Origin of the sequence: Elizabethkingia bruuniana, assembly GCF_002024805.1 — a bacterium.
In the GTDB taxonomy this organism is placed as follows: domain Bacteria; phylum Bacteroidota; class Bacteroidia; order Flavobacteriales; family Weeksellaceae; genus Elizabethkingia; species Elizabethkingia bruuniana.
The window spans coordinates 3,531,550-3,550,651 of sequence record NZ_CP014337.1 but is presented as its reverse complement, the minus strand read 5'-3'; the positions used below and the strand labels follow the sequence as shown (position 1 = coordinate 3,550,651).

The following is a 19,102-nucleotide window of genomic DNA, read 5'->3' as shown; positions in this document are numbered from 1 at the left end:
AATGAATAAAGTAGAATTGAATAAGGAATGGGAAGAAAAACTTTTAGAGAGATTTTTAACCTATGTAAAAATATATTCAACAAGTGATCCGGAAAGCGAGAAGACACCAAGTACGGAACAACAATGGGATATGGTAAACTATCTTTATGAGGAGTTACAAAGAATTGGTCTGGAAGATGTTTCCAAAGACGAAAATGGATATGTATATGGTTTCGTTCCTTCTACCTTAGATAAGGAAGTTCCTCAGATTGGTTTTGTATCTCACTTTGATTCTTCACCAGACTTTAACGGTAAAGATATTAAGCCAATTGTATGGGAAAATTATGATGGCGGAGATTTACTATTGAATAAAGAAACAGGATTTACACTTTCTTCGACTAAATTCAAAGAGCTGGCAAACTATAAAGGAAAGACTATTATTACAACTGACGGTACTTCTCTTTTAAGTGCCGACGATAAAGCAGGTATTGCTGAAATTGTAACAGCAGCTGAATATTTGATCGCAAATCCTGAGATCAAGCATGGTCGTATTTCTATTGGTTTTACACCAGACGAAGAAATAGGGCGTGGTGCCGATAAATTCAACGTTGCACACTTCAATGCAGAGTGGGCTTATACAATGGATGGTGGAGAGATAGGAGAATTGGAGTATGAAAACTTTAATGCTTCCGGCGCAGTAGTAAAGATTCATGGATTAAGTGTACATCCTGGTTATTCTTATGGTAAAATGGTAAATGCTGGTTTACTGGCAGCAGAATTTATTCAGAGTCTTCCGGCGAATGAAACTCCGGCAACAACACGTAGTTATGAAGGGTTCTTTCATTTAACGGATGTTAAAGCTGATGTTTCAGAAGCTAAGCTGCAATATATTATTCGTGATCACGATGATACTAAATACGAGCAACGTAACGAATTCTTAAAACAAAAGGTTGCAGAATTCAACCAAAAGCATGGAGAAGGAACAGCTGAAGTAGAGATTAAAGAGCAATATCTGAATATGCGTAAACATATTGAAGATAAAATGTACATTATTGACTTCGCTGAGGAGGCGATGAAGATTTCAGATGTTACGCCAAATATCAAAGCAATTCGTGGTGGAACAGATGGTGCAAAGTTATCTTATATGGGACTGCCTTGTCCTAATATTTTTGCCGGAGGTCATAACTTCCACGGACCATATGAATATGTTCCGTTGCAGTCGATGTCTAAGGCAACAGAAGTTATACTACACCTTGTACAGTTAGTAGCAGAAAAATAAGAATAGCGGGCAATTGCCCGCTATTTTTTTGAGTTTTTCTTTTTTAAAAGGTCCTTTTATTCTCTTTTATTAACTAAAACGTAAAGAAGTATTAATAATTCCTTAATCATAAATATGTTTCAGGTTTTTAATTTTGTCAAAACCCTGTTACAATGAGAAACAGTGAAGTTGTTATTATTTCAGATGTGCATTTGGGAACCTATGGTTGCCATGCAAAAGAGTTAATTTCTTATTTAAAAACCATAAAGCCTCGTTTACTGATACTTAATGGTGATATTATAGATGGCTGGGCATTCTCAAAAAGATATTTTCCGGCTTCTCACATGGAAGTTATAAATGAATTCTTTCGATTATTGAAGGAAGGGACAAAGATTGTCTATATCACAGGAAATCATGATGAATTTCTGCGCAGGTATTCTGATACCCAGATGGGAGAAATATGGCTGACGGATAAGCTATTATTTGAACTGGACGGAAAAAAACATTGGGTTTTTCACGGTGATGTGTTCGATAATACGACAAAAGGTTATGCAAAATTTATGGCTAAACTCGGTGGAAAAGGTTATGACCTTCTTATCCTTTTGAACCGGGCGATTAATTATACTTTCAGCTTATTCGGCAAATCAAAGATTTCATTATCCAAAAGAGTAAAAAATAGCGTTAAAGAGGCTATAAAGTTTATTGCAGATTTTGAACAAACAGCTGCTGAATTAGCTATAGAAAACAAGTATGATATTGTGATCTGTGGACATATTCACCAGCCTGTGGACAAAATGATAGAAACAGAGAAAGGAAGTGTAAGGTACCTAAATTCCGGAGACTGGATAGAAAATCTGACAGCTCTTGAATATCATAATGGTGAATGGAGCCTTTATAAATTCGACGAAAAGAATTACAAAGAGCCGGTTATCTCGAAAGAAGATATCGGAATCAATATAGATGAACTTATCCGACCTAGCCAAATCGCGGCATTCTTAGGAAATAAAAAGGGAAGATTTATCTAGGATAGTATAACAATATAACAGTGTACCAATGTATCAATGCGGAAATATTTTCTTTTAATTGTTACATTGATACATTAGCAAATTGTTACATTAATTATAATTACTCACCTTTGTTCAGGAAGGCATCCCATCCCTGAGCGGTAAGTTTTATAAGCTCGTTAGAACCTCTTGCAACCATATAGTTGCCCTGATTAGCTTCTACAGCATGGCCGATAATAGTAAAATCAGGATGATTCTTGATTTTGTCATAGCTATCCGGGCTGATGGTAAATAATAATTCGTAGTCTTCTCCACCATTAAGTGCAGCAATTACCGGATTAAAATTAAGTTCCTCAGCGGTATTAATCATCTGTGTATCCATAGGGATCTTTTCTTCATACAGATGGAATCCTACCTTAGACTGATCTGAAAGATGAAGAATTTCAGAAGCGAGACCATCCGATATATCAATCATAGAAGTTGGTATAATATCCATTTCTTCCAGAGTTGTTCTTATATCTGTACGAGCCTCAGGTTTCAGCTGACGCTGAAGGATATAATCATAGCCCTCCATTTCAGGTTGCATATCCGGATTTGCTAAATAAACAGCATGTTCTCTTTCCAGAATTTGTAATCCCATATAGGCACCCCCAAGATCTCCGGTTACAACCAGAAGATCATTAGGCTTCGCTCCGGATCTTTTAACAATTTTCTGTTCGTCCTGTAGGCCTATTGCAGTAATACTCATTACAAGTCCTGCATTGGAACTTGTAGTATCACCACCTATTAGGTCTACATGATAATGCTGACATGCCAAAGCAATACCTGCATATAACTCTTCAAAAGCTTCTACCGGGAAACGGTTAGATGCAGCTAATGAAACCAGAATCTGAGAAGGTACAGCATTCATTGCTGCAAGATCACTTAGGTTAACAACTACAGCTTTATATCCCAGGTGCTTTAGTGGAGCATATCCCAGATTAAAGTGTACACCTTCGGCTAAAATATCTGTTGTTACAACTACTTTTTTACCTTCCGGATTTATAACAGCCGCATCATCTCCTACACCTAATTCCGAAGAAGAGTTTTCCAATGGAAAATTCTCTGTGAGGTGCTTTATAAGCCCAAATTCGCCAAGTTGGGAAACAGGGGTTAATTGAGGTTTTTTATCTTCTAACATAATATTATTTAAAAACGGATGGATCTATATTTTCTGGTCGGTTAGAAAGTTTTTTTAAATCTTCCTTGGTCAACAGTTCAGTCTGATCAGTTTTATATTTTAATAAACTTACCAGAATATCGTCTGGTGGGGTTGTCATTTTACGAAGCATCATGTCAATCCATACACCTGTAACTTTAGATGTTGCACAATGGGTACCGTCCGGCATATAAAACTTGTGAGTGAAAGAATAAATAGAGCTGTCTTCAGACATTCCGGAAATTTCCAAACTTACATATACTGTCTGGTCTGCCGTAATCTCTTTAAAGAAAGAATATTCTTCATTCAAAATTACAGGCCCAATTCCCCAATGAACCAGCTTGGATACACCCATGTTATGAGCATTCATAAAGGCCATACGGGTTTGGGCACAATACATTACGTAAGATGAGTTGGCTAAGTGACGATTGGCATCAATATCCGACCATCTTACTTCAAATTTATGATAATATACAGACATGTTTATTTTGAATTTTTAATGAAAAAAAGACTTTGTTGATGATTTTTATCTAATCTTCAAAATTAAGGATAAATGATGGTTTATAAAAATTGTAATTTTGTGCCTTGCATTGTATTACTATGAATCTGGAAAAGAAAAAACTTGTTATTATCGGAGGTGGGGCTGCGGGCTTTTTTACAGCGGCGAATGTGGATGGAGAAAAATATGATATCCATATTCTGGAGCAGGCTTCAGATGTTTTACAAAAAGTGAAAATTTCAGGCGGAGGCAGATGTAATGTCACCCATGCCTGTTTTGATCCTCGTGAACTCACTTCTTTTTATCCGAGAGGAAATAAAGAATTATTGAGTGTTTTCACAAAGTTTCAGCCGGGAGATATAATGGGCTGGTTTGAAGAACGTGGTGTTGCACTAAAAATTGAGGATGATAACCGTATTTTTCCAGAAAGTAATTCTTCATTAAGCATAATGAATGCCCTTGCAGATGCTGCAATTAAAAATGAAACAAAAGTTTCGACTAAACAAGTCGTTAAAAAAATAGAGCAACAAGGAGAACAATGGATAATTACAACATCTTCTGAAGAATTTATTGCAGATATAGTTGTTTTTTGCACCGGAAGTTCACCAAAATCTTATCAACTTTTAAAGCCGTTGGATTTTAAAACTGTAGACCTTGTACCATCATTGTTTACTTTCAATATCAAAAATAAAAGCATAGAAGGATTAATGGGAACTTCGTTTCCGAATGCATGGGTAAAACTCCCGGCATTAAAGAAAGAAGAAAGTGGACCATTATTAATTACCCACTGGGGGCTGAGCGGACCAGCTGTGCTGAAATTATCTGCATGGTGCGCGCGGGAATTATTCGCAATGGATTATAATTTTGATGTTGTTGTCAATTTTTTAGGTATTGATATTTCAATTGCTGAAGATATTCTGAATCAGTTTAGAGCAGATAATCCTAAGAAAAGTGTAGGGCAGTCCAAAATTTTTGATATTACCAATCGTTTCTGGAACCATTTATTGGAGATAAACAACATTGATCCGCAAAAGCAATTAGGAAATATAAGTAATAAAGAAGTTCAGCAGATTTTAGAAAGTCTTTGTCAAAACAAAATGCAGGTAAAAGGGAAGAGTACTTTTAAAGACGAATTTGTAACAGCCGGAGGGGTAGATTTGAAAGAGATAGATTTCAAAACAATGCAGAGCAAAAAATATTCTAACTTCTACCTTGCAGGCGAAGTACTGAATATTGATGCGGTTACTGGTGGATTTAATTTCCAGGCATGCTGGAGTGAAGCATGGTTAATTGCACAGGATCTGAATTCGAAATAATAGCTAGAGATAAAAATTAATTATCTTTAACTATTATCAAAAGTTAACTAAATATTGGCCCTTTATGCTAAATAAACTCACTTTTCTTTTTAGCGTGTATTTAATAACTTATTCATGTGAGGAAAAGCAGCCTATAACTAAGCAAAAGGAATATTTTGTGCTTTCCCAGTATCTGAAAGAACAAGATAGTCTGCATAATGTAAAGCTGAAAAGAGCAGAGGATAATAAAGAAATTCCGCCACCCCCTTAAAAGAGATACTACAGCTGTAGGAAGCCTGAACTTCCTTATTAAAAATAATGATTCTGCTTATTTTTATAAAAAATCTTTAGATGTAAATTTCTATATGTGTGGAAATGGAATAAAGGAAGAGAGGGAGTTTAGGAAGCCAATCTTAGAAGAGGATCTTTTTATGAAAATAAGTACTGCCGAAATCACTTCAATCATAAATCTGTATAAAGTCCCATTCAGTGAATATAGTACAAGAAGAAATAATATACCTCTTGTTATTTTTGCTCTTATGAGAGATTCTATTAATAATGATATGATGAAAAACTTTACATCAATTCTTGAAGCTAATGGAATGAAGAGTTATAGATTTCGTAAAGTCTCGAATTATGAAAAGAAAGCTGTTAGTTTGTGGAATTCCTTAACCTTTCAACAACAAAAGCAATTAAACAACCAGCGCCATAACAAATTATATCAATCCAACTAAAACTATTGCCTACAACAATGTAAGCAATGCTTCCACGTTTTAATCCTAATACATCGGCTATGTTGAAGTATTGTAATACTTCTATAAAAACAGAAAAGATGAAAATACCGATCAATAGTTTTCCGGGACTGATGTTAAAGAAGCTTTTTACAAATGTATAAATCAGAATAGTTACGAGAACATCACCCAGATAAGCACGGACAAAGAATAAATCTTTAAAAACAGTAGCTATAAGGACTTCTGTGATGAACAGGATAATTGTGGCAATAAAATAATAGAGGTTGAATTTCATTTTGTTACATTTGTTCTATGAGTCACAAATATATCTTACTTTTTTCAATTTTATTTTCCGGATTTGCTTTTTCTCAGGTAGTCAAGAATACACCTACGGTTACTAGGCAGGTAGAATCACCGGATAATCTCACCACTTTCTATAAGGATTTAAGCCAATCTTTTAATACACGTAATTTTGTAGGGAAAGGCGACTTGTCTTGTGTTCTTTCTTTTACAATTGAGAAAGACGGAAGTATGACCCGAATTAGTGCAGCAGGAGATAACCAAAAGTTTAATGATGAAGTAATTAAAACTTTAAAGCGCATTAGAACAAAAATAAAAGTAAGACTTGAAAATGGTCAGCCTGTTGCGGCTAACTATAGATTACCTTTTAGGTTTAATGACAATTAAAATTTCAACTACTTCATTACTAATATACTTTTCCTTAGCTGCCTATCATTTTTTTGATAGAATTCAGCTTCATCAGAGCTTCAATAGGTGTAAGAGTATTGATATCGATTTTAGTCAATTCTTCACGAATATTTTCCAGAACCGGATCATCCAGTTGGAAGAAGCTTAATTGCATATTTTCTTCGGTAACTCTTTTTATTTTTTCAGATGAACCGCCTTGTGCTCTGGAATCCTCCAGTGTCTTCAGAATTTCCTCTGCACGGTGAACAACTTTAGAAGGCATACCTGCAAGCTTTGCTACATGAATACCAAAACTATGCTCACTACCGCCAGGGACTAATTTTCTCAGGAATATAATATTTCCTTTATTTTCCTGAATGCTTACACTAAAGTTTTTAATCCGCTCAAAGTTTACTGTCATTTCGTTTAGCTCATGGTAATGCGTCGCAAAAAGTGTTTTAGGCTTTGTTGTATGTTGGTGCAGGTATTCTGCAATTGCCCATGCAATGGAAACTCCATCGTAGGTACTTGTACCACGTCCAATCTCATCCAGTAATATTAGTGAGCGGTCGGATATATTGTTCAGAATATTGGCTGCCTCGTTCATCTCCACCATAAAGGTAGATTCACCAGCTGCAATATTATCTGAAGCTCCTACACGGGTGAAAATTTTGTCGAGTAATCCCACTTCGGCATGTTTTGCTGGAACATAACTACCAATCTGAGCTAAGAGACAGATAATAGCTGTTTGTCTTAATATAGCTGATTTACCGGCCATGTTGGGCCCTGTAACCATAATAATCTGTTGTGAGTCCTGATCCAGATAGATATCATTCGGAATATATTTTTCACCCAAAGGCAAAGACTTTTCTATAATAGGGTGGCGTCCTTCCGATATACTGATTATAAAGCTATCATTGAGAACAGGTTTTGTATACTGCTCCTGTACGGAAAGCTCAGATAAACCTAATGCACAATCCAACTGAGCAATTAAAGCAGAATTCTCCTGAATAAGATCTATATATTGTAGTAGATAAGCGCAGGTAGTACGGTATAATTGTGTTTCCAGTAGCGAAATCTTTTCTTCGGCTCCCAGAATCTGGCTTTCATATTCCTTTAATTCTTCGGTAATATAACGTTCTGCGTTTACAAGTGTTTGCTTACGGATCCAGTCCGTCGGAACTTTGTCTTTGTGAGTATTTCTTACTTCAATAAAGTAGCCGAATACATTATTGAAATCTATTTTCAGACTCGGGATACCCGTACGTTCAATCTCACGATCTCTCATTTCATCCAAAAAGCCTTTACCTTTGGACTGGAGATTTCTCAGGCGGTCTAATTCTTCGGATACACCTTCTTTTATTACGTTTCCTTTGTTAAGGTGTACAGGAAGTTCCTCATTCAGATGTTGGTATACATACTGAAGAATTTCATCCAGATCATTTAAAGGATCCAACCATGCCAGAACATCCGGATGCGGAATCAGTAATTTTTTGATTTCCTGAATATTTTCCAGTGACTGACGAAGATATCCCAACTCTTTAGGACTTATTTTTTCAGCAGCCAGTTTACCCATTAGTCTGTCAAGATCGGAAATCGTTCTAAGCCTTAAAGAAATTTCATATTTCAGTTGATCCTCTTTATTCAGAAATTCAACGAGACTTAGTCTGCGGTTAATTTCATTGATATTTTTCAGGGGAAGGATTAGTCTTCTGCGAAGTAATCTTCCACCCATTGGTGTTGAGGTTTTATCGATGATGTCGAGTAAGCTTTTCCCTTTCTGCTGGCTGGAAAATACAATTTCCAGATTGCGAAGAGTGAATGCGTCCATCATTAGGTAATCTTCCTGCGGGATAGACTGAATTTTGGTGATATGATTTAGAAGACTGTGGTGAGTGTCTTCTACCAAATAGGCGAAAATAGCTCCTGAAGCAACAACTGCCAGTTTTTGATCATCTATACCGAAACCTTTTAGAGACTTGGTTTTAAAATGCTGTGTAAGCTTCTCATAAGCATAATCATACTGATACGCCCAGTCTTCCAGTTTGAATGTATTTCTGTTTTTAAGAACAGCAGGAACTTCGGTACTTCTTTGAAGAATAATCTCACTAGGATCAAAGGTATTGACAATGTGGAGTAATTTTTCAAGATTACCTTCGCTTACCAAGAATTCTCCGGTAGAAATATCAACCAGTGCTATTCCGTACTTTTCTTTTTCTTTGTGAAGCGACAAAAGGAAATTATTTCGCTTGGCATTCAGAACCTGATCATTGAAGGTAACCCCCGGAGTTACCAGTTCGGTAACACCTCGTTTTACAATACCTTTAACCATTTTCGGATCCTCCAGCTGGTCGCATATAGCAACACGCATTCCGGCACGAACCAATTTGGGCAAGTAGCTGTCCAGTGAATGATGTGGGAAGCCGGCTAATTCTATATGAGAAGCAGAGCCATTTGCTCTTTTAGTTAAAACAATACCTAATATCTGAGATGTCTTAACTGCGTCCTGTCCAAAGGTTTCATAAAAGTCACCAACTCTGAACAGTAGAAGAGCATCCGGATATTTTGCCTTTATACTGTTGTATTGTCCCATTAAAGGAGTTTCCTTCTTTTCTTTCGCCATTTTTTATAGGTATAGGTCCCAAATTTAAGGATTAAATTCAGGCTTTGAAAGTTTGTTCTTTGTAAAACTCATTTTCACATTTTATGACTTTGTACTTCTGGTATTTTAGATTCCGGAATGTGCCTGTGTACCATAAGCTTTTTTGTAAATTTGTAGCTGAAAAATGAAGTTTCATGGTAGAGAAGTTAAAACTGGAAGAACTCGGCAGAGTAGATATAGAAACCTTTAAACAATCGGAAAAAATTCCGGTGATTGTTCTGTTGGATAGTATCCGTAGTATGAACAATGTAGGAGCAGTATTCAGAACAGCTGATGCTTTTATTATAGAGAAGGTCGTATTATGCGGTATTACGCCGCAGCCACCACATCGCGAGATTCATAAGGCAGCATTAGGAGCTACTGAAAGTGTAGACTGGTATTATGAGAAAGATGTAACCGATGCTTTACAAAAACTAAAGTCCGAGGGATATAAAATTTTAGCCATAGAGCAGACTACAGGTAGTATCGCTCTGAATGAGCAGGTAATCTCCAAAGACGAGAAGTACGTGGTGATTATGGGAAATGAAGTAGACGGTGTATCGGATGAAGCATTGGCTTTATGTGATGGCTTTATTGAAATCCCACAGATGGGAACAAAGCACTCGCTGAATGTAAGTGTATGTGCAGGTATTATCATGTGGGAATTTTTTAAAAATCTGAAGTAATGGAATTTCCTGTTTTAGAAACCGAAAGACTTATTCTGCGTCAACTTACTCAGGCCGATGCCGAAGATATGTTTGAATACTTCTCGAAAGATGAGGTTACAGAGTATTACGATCTGTATACTTTTAAAGGGGTTGACGAAGCAGAAAAACTGATTCAGGATTTTAATAAAAGCTTTGACAATAAGAGCGGCATCCGCTGGGCAATTCAGCTAAAAGAAAATGCTAAGATGATCGGAACCTGTGGTTATCATAACTGGGCTCACGAGCATTTTAAAATAGAGATGGGGTATGAGCTGAATCCTTTATACTGGCGAAAACATTATATGGAAGAAGCAATAGCTGCTATCCTTCCTTATGCTTTTTCAGAAATGAATATCCATAGAGTAGAAGCGTTCACTGACCCCGATAATCTTGCTTCAGAGAGGCTATTGCTGAAACTGCATTTTAAAGAAGAAGGATTGCTTAAAGATTTCTTCTTTGAAAAAGGAAGATTTGTAGATGCAAAAATATTTGGACTAGTACCATAGAAAATAAACCTATAAGGTTTGAAAAGTAAGATGCTATCCGAAAAGTTTGGACAGCCTCACTTTTTGTGAATTTTGTTTGTACCCCTATTCAGGAAGCATGTTTGATAAAAAATAAACCGATAAGGTTTGAAAAGTAAAAATCCTGCGAAAGCAGGATTTTTTTATTTATCGTAGCAAAGCATTGAATGTGTCGCCTTGTTTTATATCGCCGGTATTGTAACCCTTCATAAACCATTCTACACGCTGTGCAGATGATCCGTGCGTAAAGCTTTCCTGATTCACATATCCTGAAGATCTCTTCTGGATATTATCATCTCCTACTGCCTGTGCAGCACTTACTGCAGATTCAATATCTCCTGGTTCCAGGATCCCTCCCTGAACACGTTCGTTGTTCTTTTTAGCCCATAAACCAGCATAAAAATCTGCTTGTAATTCTACGGCTACAGATACACGGTTCATTTCTGCTTCCGAATAACGCCCGCTTCTTCTTAACTGATCTACTTTCTGTGTTGTTCCTAATAAAGTCTGTACGTGATGCCCTATCTCGTGCCCTAAAACATAAGCAACTGTAAATTCACTTACCTTGGCTCCGTATCGGGATTGTAATTCATTAAAGAAGCTCATATCTACATATACAGACTGATCTGCCGGACAGTAAAAAGGCCCCATGGCAGATTGAGCAGGACCACATCCGGAATTTGTACTGTTACTGAACATGATAATTTTGGGAGCAACATATTTCATTCCATTTTCTTGGAAGATTTGTGTCCATGTCTTAGTATTCCACGCATCCAGCATGCTTACCAGTTCGTAGAGCTGTTTATCCTGTTCACTGGATGGCTGGCGTTGTTCTGTACGTACAGGAGTTGCAGAGCCTCCGGAATTAAGTATAGCAGAAGGATCTCCGCCCAGGAAGAATATAATAGCGGCAATGATCAGAGTGCCTAAGCCACCGCCAACCATCATTCCACCACCGCCCATACCGCGGCGGTCTTCTACATTTCCTCCTCTTTCGTCAGTCCATTTCATTTTTTATTGTTTTTTGTGATGTTAAAAGTACAAAATTATCTGTTCAGTTTATTTTCCTTTAGCCATTTGGAAACCGTTTCATAAGTTGCAATTGTTTCATCTACAAATGGTTGTTTTGGCTGTTTTACCGGTATTTCTTCATAGTAAATATTAAACTCAGCCGGTAGGTCTGAAGGTTTTTGTTGTAGTTGGTACTGTTTTACTTTTCTGGTTGGAGAGATAATGGTTAAATAATTATCCTTTATATAACCCAGATCCTGATAGGTTGCTACATAAGCTCTCGGTATATAAGCTGGTTTCAGAACATCCTGTCCCAGGAATTTTGAAGTATAATTGAAATTTAAAAGTCCAAATACAGTTGGCATTAAATCGATTTGTGACATTAGTTTACCGAACTGCTGAGGTTGTACAGATCCGTCCGGAACGTAAACCATAGCAGGGATACGGTATTTATCCATTGGAAGCTCTGTTTTACCTGCACTGGATGCACAGTGATCGGCGACAATAACAAAGACTGTATTGTTATACCAGGATTGCTTTTTAGCCATCTCGAAAAACTTCCGAAGAGAGTAATCAGTATATTTAACACCTCCATCACGGGATTTTGCGGTTCCCGAAATGTCAATTCTGCCATCAGGATAAGTAAACGGACGGTGGTTACTTACCGTCATCCAATGATTAAAGAAAGGCTTTCCGGTTTGGGCTTCCTGATTCATCACCTGGATAGCTTTTTTAGCCATATCTTCATCAGCAACACCCCAAACATTGGCAAAGCTTATTTCTTCTGGTTTAAAGTTATTTCTGTCAACAATATCATAGCCATTTCCTTTGAAAAAATCTTCCATATTATCGAAATAGCTATAGCCACCATATAGGAATTTTACATGATAACCTTTGGATTTGAAAAGGCTTCCTGTGGAAAATTTATTTTTATTATTTTCTCTTTTTACAATACTTTCTCCGGCAGTTGGCGGAATATTCAGCGTAAGTGCTTCTAATCCGCGAACAGTTCTGTTACCTGTAGCGTATAGATTGGTAAACATTAAACTTTTGTTAGCCAGACTATCCAGGAAAGGGGTGATCTTATCTTTATTTCCGTAGTGTTGCATAAAATCTGCTGAAAGACTTTCTATGGAAATCAAAACCACATTCTTATGCTGTTCTATAGAATCACTTGTAACAGGCATTGGCATAGTTGGCGGAACAAACTGTGACAGATACAGTTTTTCAGCTTTATTTTCAGCCAGTGTTGGATAGAATTTAAAGTAATCCAGTTCACTATGCGTAAATGCATAATAGAATTTATATAATCCATTAGACTGGATCTCTTCGGCAAAATTGTTATCATCTCTTATTTTCTGAAAAGGTGCTATTAAAAAATAACAACCAGTTGCTAATACAAGATAAGAGAATAATAGAACAAGTTTTTGTTTAAATGTAGGGAGCTCTACAAGGTTTTCTTTTGTTCTTTTATAGATAAGCCATGTAATAATTGATGTTACGGCAATTATTATGGAGAATAAAGGAACAATAGGATAGGACTCCATAATGTTGCCGATTACCTCATTGGTGTAGATAAGGTAGTCTACTGCAATAAAGTTATAGCGGACTCCAAATTCATTCCAGAAGAAGTATTCACTAACAGCATTGAAAATAATAAGCAATACATACAGAAAAATTGCAAAGAAATACAGAATATTTCGGATGGCGAATCTCTGTCGGGGAAGGAAAAGCATTAAGGCAAATAATAGCGTCTTGATGCCTAAAAATGCTAGTACAATCTCTGAAACCGATCCTCCGTACTGTTTGAAAATGTTATTAGGATAAAAAGCTACGTATAAAATTGCCAGAACAAAAATGGCAAGAATGATTTTTCCCCAGGGTTTACTGTATTTAGAATCAGAGAGGAAAAGTGTATAAAGAACAAATAATGAGCTGGCCAGGACAAAGATGAAAAAATCATTAACCAAACCTATCGACAGCACTTTAGTACATTCCCAAATACTAAAATTACTCGTTGTAATAGGATGGAAAATAAAAACGAATCTTAAAATAAAAGACACCAGAATATACAATGCCCCAAGACAGAAAAATGGCTGTAACCTTTTTAGATACATGAAATAGTTTTATATCCCAAAATTAGACAAAAAAAGGAACATTTTGAATGTTCCTTACAGATATGGCACTTATTTTAATGTAAATTTCACAGGTTTGAAATATTCTGTATAATTTACTTTGTAAATAATTCCGTTTTCCTGTGATGTTCCTTGCGGTCTGTAGCCATGTATTTTTCTGGTCTCGGCAATAACATTAATGTGGTAAGTATTGTCTTTTTTATCGGATGGATTTATTTCTTTTCTGATGCGGTTAATGATTACAGCAACAGGTTCTGCTCCCTTACCGGTAACATCAAAAGTCACATTGTAGCCCCTTTCTCCGCCAATGTCATACATTTTGTAGGTGGCATTTTTTACATCCCTGGTATCATTTGGAACATTATTCTTACAAGATTCGCAAATGAAAAATATAGCGCCTAAAAAAAATAAGCTGTATATTAATCTGTTTTTCATACTTTTAATTTTGGATTTAAGATAAACAAATCTACCTGAAAAATATGAGATTTATAAATAAATTATTGTTTGTTTCTGTTACCGGGGCAATGCTTCTTACTTCATGTAACAGAAATAATCCGGATCCTGTGGAACCTGAAAAGGCAAAAGAGGAGAATGATTTTGTTTGGAGAGGGCTCAATTCCTGGTATTACTGGCAGGAAAAAGTTCCGGAACTTGCAGATAGTTTTAAAAATTCTGCACAATATGTGAGCACTATCAATAGTAAAACGCCGGATGCTTTATTTTACAGTCTTCTTTATCAGTACAGAACTATTGATAGAAATTCATGGATTATATCTGATATAGATAAGCAATTAGCAAATTCTAATGGAGTATCTAAAAGCAACGGAATGGATTTTACAATTTATTCTAAAGTTCCGAACGGAGATACAAAAGTGGGTATTGTAAATTATGTTGTTCCAAACTCTCCAGCTTATACAGCGGGAATTAAAAGAGGAGATGTTATTACAAGGGTTAATGGAGCAATTCTTAACAATTTTAATTATGGCCAGCTATTAAGTGATAGTTTCAGTGTTACTTTTGCTCAGAGTGCTAGTGGAGATCCTGGCTCTGGTGTAATAACAACTACCGGTGAAAAGCCTGCAATTACACTTACAGCTGTGGATAATCTTGTAGAGCATGCGGTTGCCGCTCAACAGGTTTTTACAGAAGGCAATAAAAAGATTGGTTATCTTGTTTACAACGCATTTCAGAATAGTAATAGTGAACTTGTTACAGCATTTGGAAATTTAAAAAGCCAGGGAGTTACAGATCTTATTTTGGATTTAAGATATAATGGTGGAGGCTTTGTAGATACGGCGGTATCACTTGGTGGCCTTATAACCGGTCAGTTCTCAAATTCTCCGTTTGTTATTATGGATTTTAATAAGAAACATCTGGAAGAAAATGAGACTAAATATTTAGGTTCAGAAGCGGGTAGTTTAAATCTGAGTAAAATTTATGTTCTTACAAGTGGTGGAACTGCATCGGCAAGTGAACTGACGATAGACTGTCTGCGCCGCTATATCAGTGTAATTACAGTAGGAGAGGAAACTTATGGTAAGTTTGTAGGATCTAATACGATATATGACTCTCCGACGATGTATTCCTCTGCAGGAAGAAATTTGTCTCATAACTGGGCATTACAGCCTATTACATTTGCATACTACAATAAAGATCGTGTAGCGCCACAAGTGGGATCGAAAGGTGGATTACTGCCAAACTATGTTATTCAGCCTGCACAATATGCCGGACAACTTAAAGAGTTTGGTGACAGATCAGATGCCGCCCTAGACAGTGCCATAAAATTAGCGACAGGACAGCTCCAGCCATCTGCAGCTAGTGCAATAGCCTCTACAAGAAGCCGTGGTGCTTATTCTCTTGCTTCCGGAGCTGATTCTTTTATTGCCAGTAAAAGAACGATGACTCCTTTCGGTACAGATGTATATACGAAACCTAAAAATAGATAAATAAACAAGCACAAATTATAACTTATTCTTATATGAAAAATTTAAATAAATTATCCTTAGTTTCTTTAATAGGACTTCTCTTTTTTACATCTTGCACAAGAGATACTATATCGACAGATAATGGTAATGGAACTTCAACTCCTGAGAATGATTTTGTATGGAAAGGACTTAATTCTTGGTATTATTGGCAGAAAGATGTTTCGGTACTTGCAGATGGATATAATAAAACGGCTGAATACTTTAAGCTTGTTAATGGAAAGTCTCCGGATAAATTATTTTACGATTTGCTTTATCAATACCCAGTAATTGACAGGTTCTCTTGGATTGAAAATAACGGTGTAATACAAGAAAAGGCTTTGGCCGGTCTTAATGCTGCAGATAAAAGTTCAGGATTAAACTATACTATTTTTTCTACAGATAATACAGGAAGTCTTATTGGATTAGTGAATTATGTTGTTCCCGGATCTCCTGCAGATCAGCAAGGAGTAAAAAGAGGCGATGCAATTACTAAGATTGGCGGAAGTAAACTTAATACAAGTAATTATGCAGGTTTACGAAATGATAGCTACACCATTACTATTGAGAAAGCTACTAGAGATGAAAAAAATTTAATAGTGCTTAGTAACCCAAGGGACGTTACTTTATCAAAAGTTGATATGAATGAAAATCCTGTGATTCCGTATAAGCTTTTTAAAATGAATGGTAAAAATATAGCTTATTTAGCATACAATGGTTTTAAAGCAGACTATAATGGAGAGTTAAATGATGAGTTTGCCAAAATGAAACAAGATAATGTTACGGAGTTAATATTGGATTTGAGGTATAATGGTGGAGGATCTGTAGAAACTGCAGTTGCCTTAGGTGAAATGATAACCGGCCAGACCAACAAGCCATATGTAGCGCTTAAATTCAATGATAAGCATACTAAGGAGAATGAGACGAAGGTTATGAAGAATACAGTTCCTCTTTATGCTAAAGGAGATACCAGAACTCCAATTAATGCAGGAATTCCAGTTAATATATTGGGAACCATAAAGAAATTATATGTGCTTACAACAAAAGGAACAGCTTCTGCAAGTGAACTGACCATAGATGCACTTAGGCCATACATAGATGTTTTTACAATCGGAGAAACAACCTATGGTAAATTTGTAGGTTCTATTACTTTATATGATTCGCCAAATGATGACTATATTTCTTATAATAACAGAAGTAAGTCACATAACTGGACTATGCAGCCAATTGTCTTTGCATATTCGAACTCCAGAAATGATCAACATCCTGCTAATAGTGCCGGATTCTCACCTGACTATTCTATGGATGCAAGCACATATTTTGGAAGAATAAAAGAGTTTGGTGATACCTCAGATCCTGCTCTGGCGAAAGCTCTGGAACAAATAACCGGGCAACAGCCTGTTGCTAAAGCTATGTTATCTGCTTCCATAGGGAAGGTTAGTCTTAAACTGCCTGCCGAAATAGGGATGACTTTTATAGGAAGTAATAAAACGCTTACGCCTTATGGTACGGATGTTTACATTAACAACTTCAAGCAGAAATAAAAAAAGGAGCCGAAAGGCTCCTTTATATTTTTATAGAGGTTGAGATTATTTGCTCAGGTTCTTTTTGAATTCAACCATCTCCATTGCTGTAACAGCAGCTTCAATACCTTTATTACCTAATGCTCCGCCGCTTCTGGCAATAGATTGCTCTTTGTTATCATCTGTCAATAAACAAAAGATAGCGGGTATATCTGTCATTAAATTGATGTTGGTGATACCTTGGGTCACTCCGGAACATACGTAGTCAAAATGAGCCGTTTCTCCACGAATTACACACCCGATAGCAATGACTGCATCATACTTCCCGGTTTTTGCTAGTTGCATAGAAGCATAACTTAATTCAAAAGCACCCGGAACAGGAAATACATGGATGTTATTTTCTTTTAAACCTTCCTTTTTCAGAGTTTCAATTGCTCCGTCACGAAGGTTATGAGTTACAAAATCATTCCACTCAGAAAAAACAATGCCGATAATCATTTCATCGGCATTTGTTATATGGAGTGGCTTATAAGCTGAAAGATCAGTTGTTGCCATTTTTTAATAATATTTTACCATTTCAATATAAGCATCAGATGCTCCATTGTCATAATCTTTATATTTTTCTTCAATTGAAGAGAAGTATTTTTTAGCAGCGTCGTTCTTTTTTAAAGATAAAGAAAGAAGACCTGCTTTTCTTGTAAAGTAGTATGATGTATAATCATCATCTGAAGAGCTTACCGCTTTTTCAAACTGAGAAAGAGCATCGTCACCTTTGTTAAGGTTAGCAAGACAATCGCCCATTACACCATATTTAAGAGCCATAAGAATTTTGTTGGAAGAACTGAAATTGTCCATCATATCATATGCTTTCTGGAAATTCCCTTTTTTAAATTCTAAAACAGCAGCATTGTAAGCAGCAAGTTTACCTACTTTGGTTCCGGAATACTCATTATAAGTTCCAATAAATCCAGGATTAGCAGCAGACTTTCCACCAAGGGCTACGTCTTCTTTTCCTTGGCTAAGATTTTTCTGTGCAGCAAGGAATTCAGTTGTTGCTTCTTCATTTTTCGGACCTAATACAAATTGGTCATAAGCAAAGTAACCTAAGATACCAAGAAGGATAACACCTAGTGCAATCCCAATTTGCTTTGAGTATCTTTCAATGAATTTTTCAGAATTCAGATTTCTTTTGTCCAAATCTTCGAAAAACTCTACAGTTTCTTTTCCGCTGTTATTATTTTTAGTCATTTTCTGATTTTAATGAATTGCAAATTTAATGTTTCTCTGTTGATATACAAATAATTCATTTGAGATTTAAAACCTTAGGTTAGAAATTCTTTTATGATACTTTATATTTTATCAGGAAGCACTTTTAAAAGCTTCTAATTTTGTTATTAGTAATTTGTATTTAGCTAGTATGAAAGGATTTTATAAACTTCAGCATTGAACGGACGAAGTTTTTCTTCTCCATTCAGAAAATCCAGCCCAATTAAGAAACTAAACTGAGAAACGACAGCTCCTTGCTTTTCTACAAGTTTTGCTGCTGCCTCAGTCGTACCACCTGTAGCAAGCAGATCATCATGGATAAGAACCCGTTGTCCGGCTTTTAGCTGATCGGCTTTCATTTCTATTTCAGAAGAACCATATTCCAGATCATATTTTTGAGAAATAAAAGGTGGAGGTAATTTTCCTTTTTTCCGGATCAGAATAAAAGGAACTTCCAGCTTTACAGCCAAAGCAATTCCGAATAAAAAGCCACGGCTTTCGATTCCGCATACAACATCTACTTTCCCACGGCTGAAATTAGCTAAATCATCAATTACCTCCTCATAGAGTTTTGGATTTAGAAATACAGGTGTAATATCCTTGAACTGTATTCCTGGTTTCGGGAAGTCTGGAATATTTTCAATTGTTGCTTCTAGCTTTTGGATTAAGCTTTCAGATGCCAT

At 36.2% G+C, this 19,102-nt stretch carries 19 protein-coding genes; 9 read left to right on the top strand and 10 right to left on the bottom strand.

The features are described 5' to 3' along the window. Nucleotide 1 precedes the first annotated feature (1 nt). Together pepT and AYC65_RS16575 are read left to right on the top strand one after the other, a co-directional pair. Nucleotides 2–1,258: a peptidase T gene (gene pepT, locus AYC65_RS16580; RefSeq protein ID WP_034869900.1), complete on the top strand. Its 1,257-nt coding sequence runs from the start codon at nt 2–4 to the stop codon at nt 1,256–1,258. A gap of 152 nt (nt 1,259–1,410) precedes the next feature. Further along, nucleotides 1,411–2,262, top strand: coding sequence for a UDP-2,3-diacylglucosamine diphosphatase (locus tag AYC65_RS16575; RefSeq protein WP_034869902.1), 852 nt, complete (start codon nt 1,411–1,413; stop codon nt 2,260–2,262). 100 nt (nt 2,263–2,362) lie between these two features. On the opposite strand, the gene thiL is transcribed toward AYC65_RS16575, so the two are convergent. Both thiL and AYC65_RS16565 read right to left on the bottom strand, forming a co-directional pair. Continuing rightward, nucleotides 2,363–3,421, bottom strand: coding sequence for a thiamine-phosphate kinase (gene thiL / locus AYC65_RS16570; RefSeq protein ID WP_034869903.1), 1,059 nt, complete (start codon nt 3,419–3,421; stop codon nt 2,363–2,365). A gap of 4 nt (nt 3,422–3,425) precedes the next feature. After that, nucleotides 3,426–3,920 (bottom strand): acyl-CoA thioesterase, encoded by a 495-nt coding sequence (locus tag AYC65_RS16565; RefSeq protein ID WP_034869905.1) that lies wholly within the window; start codon nt 3,918–3,920, stop codon nt 3,426–3,428. Nucleotides 3,921–4,039: 119 nt separating this feature from the next. Here AYC65_RS16565 and AYC65_RS16560 point away from each other — a divergent pair, with 119 nt between their 5' ends. Then, nucleotides 4,040–5,254, top strand: coding sequence for a BaiN/RdsA family NAD(P)/FAD-dependent oxidoreductase (locus AYC65_RS16560; RefSeq protein WP_078674706.1), 1,215 nt, complete (start codon nt 4,040–4,042; stop codon nt 5,252–5,254). Nucleotides 5,255–5,318: 64 nt separating this feature from the next. Further along, nucleotides 5,319–5,504: a hypothetical protein gene (locus tag AYC65_RS21115; RefSeq protein WP_234300352.1), complete on the top strand. Its 186-nt coding sequence runs from the start codon at nt 5,319–5,321 to the stop codon at nt 5,502–5,504. A gap of 380 nt (nt 5,505–5,884) precedes the next feature. Here the strand turns inward: AYC65_RS21115 and AYC65_RS16550 are convergent, their stop codons facing one another. Next, nucleotides 5,885–6,259, bottom strand: coding sequence for a ribosomal maturation YjgA family protein (locus AYC65_RS16550; RefSeq protein ID WP_034869906.1), 375 nt, complete (start codon nt 6,257–6,259; stop codon nt 5,885–5,887). A gap of 17 nt (nt 6,260–6,276) precedes the next feature. Here AYC65_RS16550 and AYC65_RS16545 point away from each other — a divergent pair, with 17 nt between their 5' ends. After that, nucleotides 6,277–6,651, top strand: a complete 375-nt coding sequence (locus AYC65_RS16545) for an energy transducer TonB (RefSeq protein ID WP_034869907.1) — start codon at nt 6,277–6,279, stop codon at nt 6,649–6,651. Nucleotides 6,652–6,685: 34 nt separating this feature from the next. On the opposite strand, the gene mutS is transcribed toward AYC65_RS16545, so the two are convergent. Continuing rightward, nucleotides 6,686–9,274, bottom strand: coding sequence for a DNA mismatch repair protein MutS (gene mutS, locus AYC65_RS16540; protein ID WP_034869908.1), 2,589 nt, complete (start codon nt 9,272–9,274; stop codon nt 6,686–6,688). A 173-nt stretch (nt 9,275–9,447) separates the two neighbouring features. On the opposite strand from mutS, the gene AYC65_RS16535 reads away from it, so the two are divergent. Together AYC65_RS16535 and AYC65_RS16530 are read left to right on the top strand one after the other, a co-directional pair. Continuing rightward, nucleotides 9,448–9,978 carry an RNA methyltransferase gene (locus AYC65_RS16535; RefSeq protein ID WP_034869910.1) on the top strand — a complete coding sequence of 177 codons (531 nt, stop codon included), beginning with the start codon at nt 9,448–9,450 and terminating at the stop codon, nt 9,976–9,978. Beyond that, a complete protein-coding gene (locus tag AYC65_RS16530; RefSeq protein WP_034869911.1) occupies nt 9,978–10,505 on the top strand; it encodes a GNAT family N-acetyltransferase in 528 nt (175 codons plus the stop codon). Before AYC65_RS16535 ends, AYC65_RS16530 begins: the two co-directional genes overlap by 1 nt. A gap of 165 nt (nt 10,506–10,670) precedes the next feature. On the opposite strand, the gene ypfJ is transcribed toward AYC65_RS16530, so the two are convergent. From ypfJ to AYC65_RS16515, 3 genes are all read right to left on the bottom strand, one after another. Further along, a complete protein-coding gene (gene ypfJ / locus AYC65_RS16525) occupies nt 10,671–11,534 on the bottom strand; it encodes a KPN_02809 family neutral zinc metallopeptidase (protein ID WP_009086533.1) in 864 nt (287 codons plus the stop codon). A gap of 35 nt (nt 11,535–11,569) precedes the next feature. Continuing rightward, the gene (locus AYC65_RS16520) at nt 11,570–13,651 is read right to left on the bottom strand and encodes an LTA synthase family protein (RefSeq protein WP_034869913.1); all 2,082 of its coding nucleotides are present in this window, start codon (nt 13,649–13,651) and stop codon (nt 11,570–11,572) included. 69 nt (nt 13,652–13,720) lie between these two features. Next, nucleotides 13,721–14,104 (bottom strand): hypothetical protein, encoded by a 384-nt coding sequence (locus AYC65_RS16515; RefSeq protein WP_034869915.1) that lies wholly within the window; start codon nt 14,102–14,104, stop codon nt 13,721–13,723. A gap of 44 nt (nt 14,105–14,148) precedes the next feature. Here AYC65_RS16515 and AYC65_RS16510 point away from each other — a divergent pair, with 44 nt between their 5' ends. Then, entirely contained in the window at nt 14,149–15,615 is a 1,467-nt protein-coding gene (locus AYC65_RS16510; RefSeq protein WP_034869916.1) for a S41 family peptidase, read from the top strand. Between the two features lie 32 nt (nt 15,616–15,647). Beyond that, on the top strand, nt 15,648–17,174 hold the full coding sequence (locus tag AYC65_RS16505) for a S41 family peptidase (protein WP_034869918.1): 1,527 nt from the start codon (nt 15,648–15,650) through the stop codon (nt 17,172–17,174). Between the two features lie 45 nt (nt 17,175–17,219). On the opposite strand, the gene ribH is transcribed toward AYC65_RS16505, so the two are convergent. From ribH to AYC65_RS16490, 3 genes are all read right to left on the bottom strand, one after another. Continuing rightward, on the bottom strand, nt 17,220–17,708 hold the full coding sequence (gene ribH / locus AYC65_RS16500) for a 6,7-dimethyl-8-ribityllumazine synthase (protein ID WP_034869919.1): 489 nt from the start codon (nt 17,706–17,708) through the stop codon (nt 17,220–17,222). Between the two features lie 3 nt (nt 17,709–17,711). Beyond that, on the bottom strand, nt 17,712–18,401 hold the full coding sequence (locus tag AYC65_RS16495; RefSeq protein ID WP_021347667.1) for a tetratricopeptide repeat protein: 690 nt from the start codon (nt 18,399–18,401) through the stop codon (nt 17,712–17,714). A gap of 164 nt (nt 18,402–18,565) precedes the next feature. Next, complete coding sequence (locus tag AYC65_RS16490; RefSeq protein WP_034869920.1) at nt 18,566–19,102, bottom strand: adenine phosphoribosyltransferase; 537 nt, start codon at nt 19,100–19,102, stop codon at nt 18,566–18,568.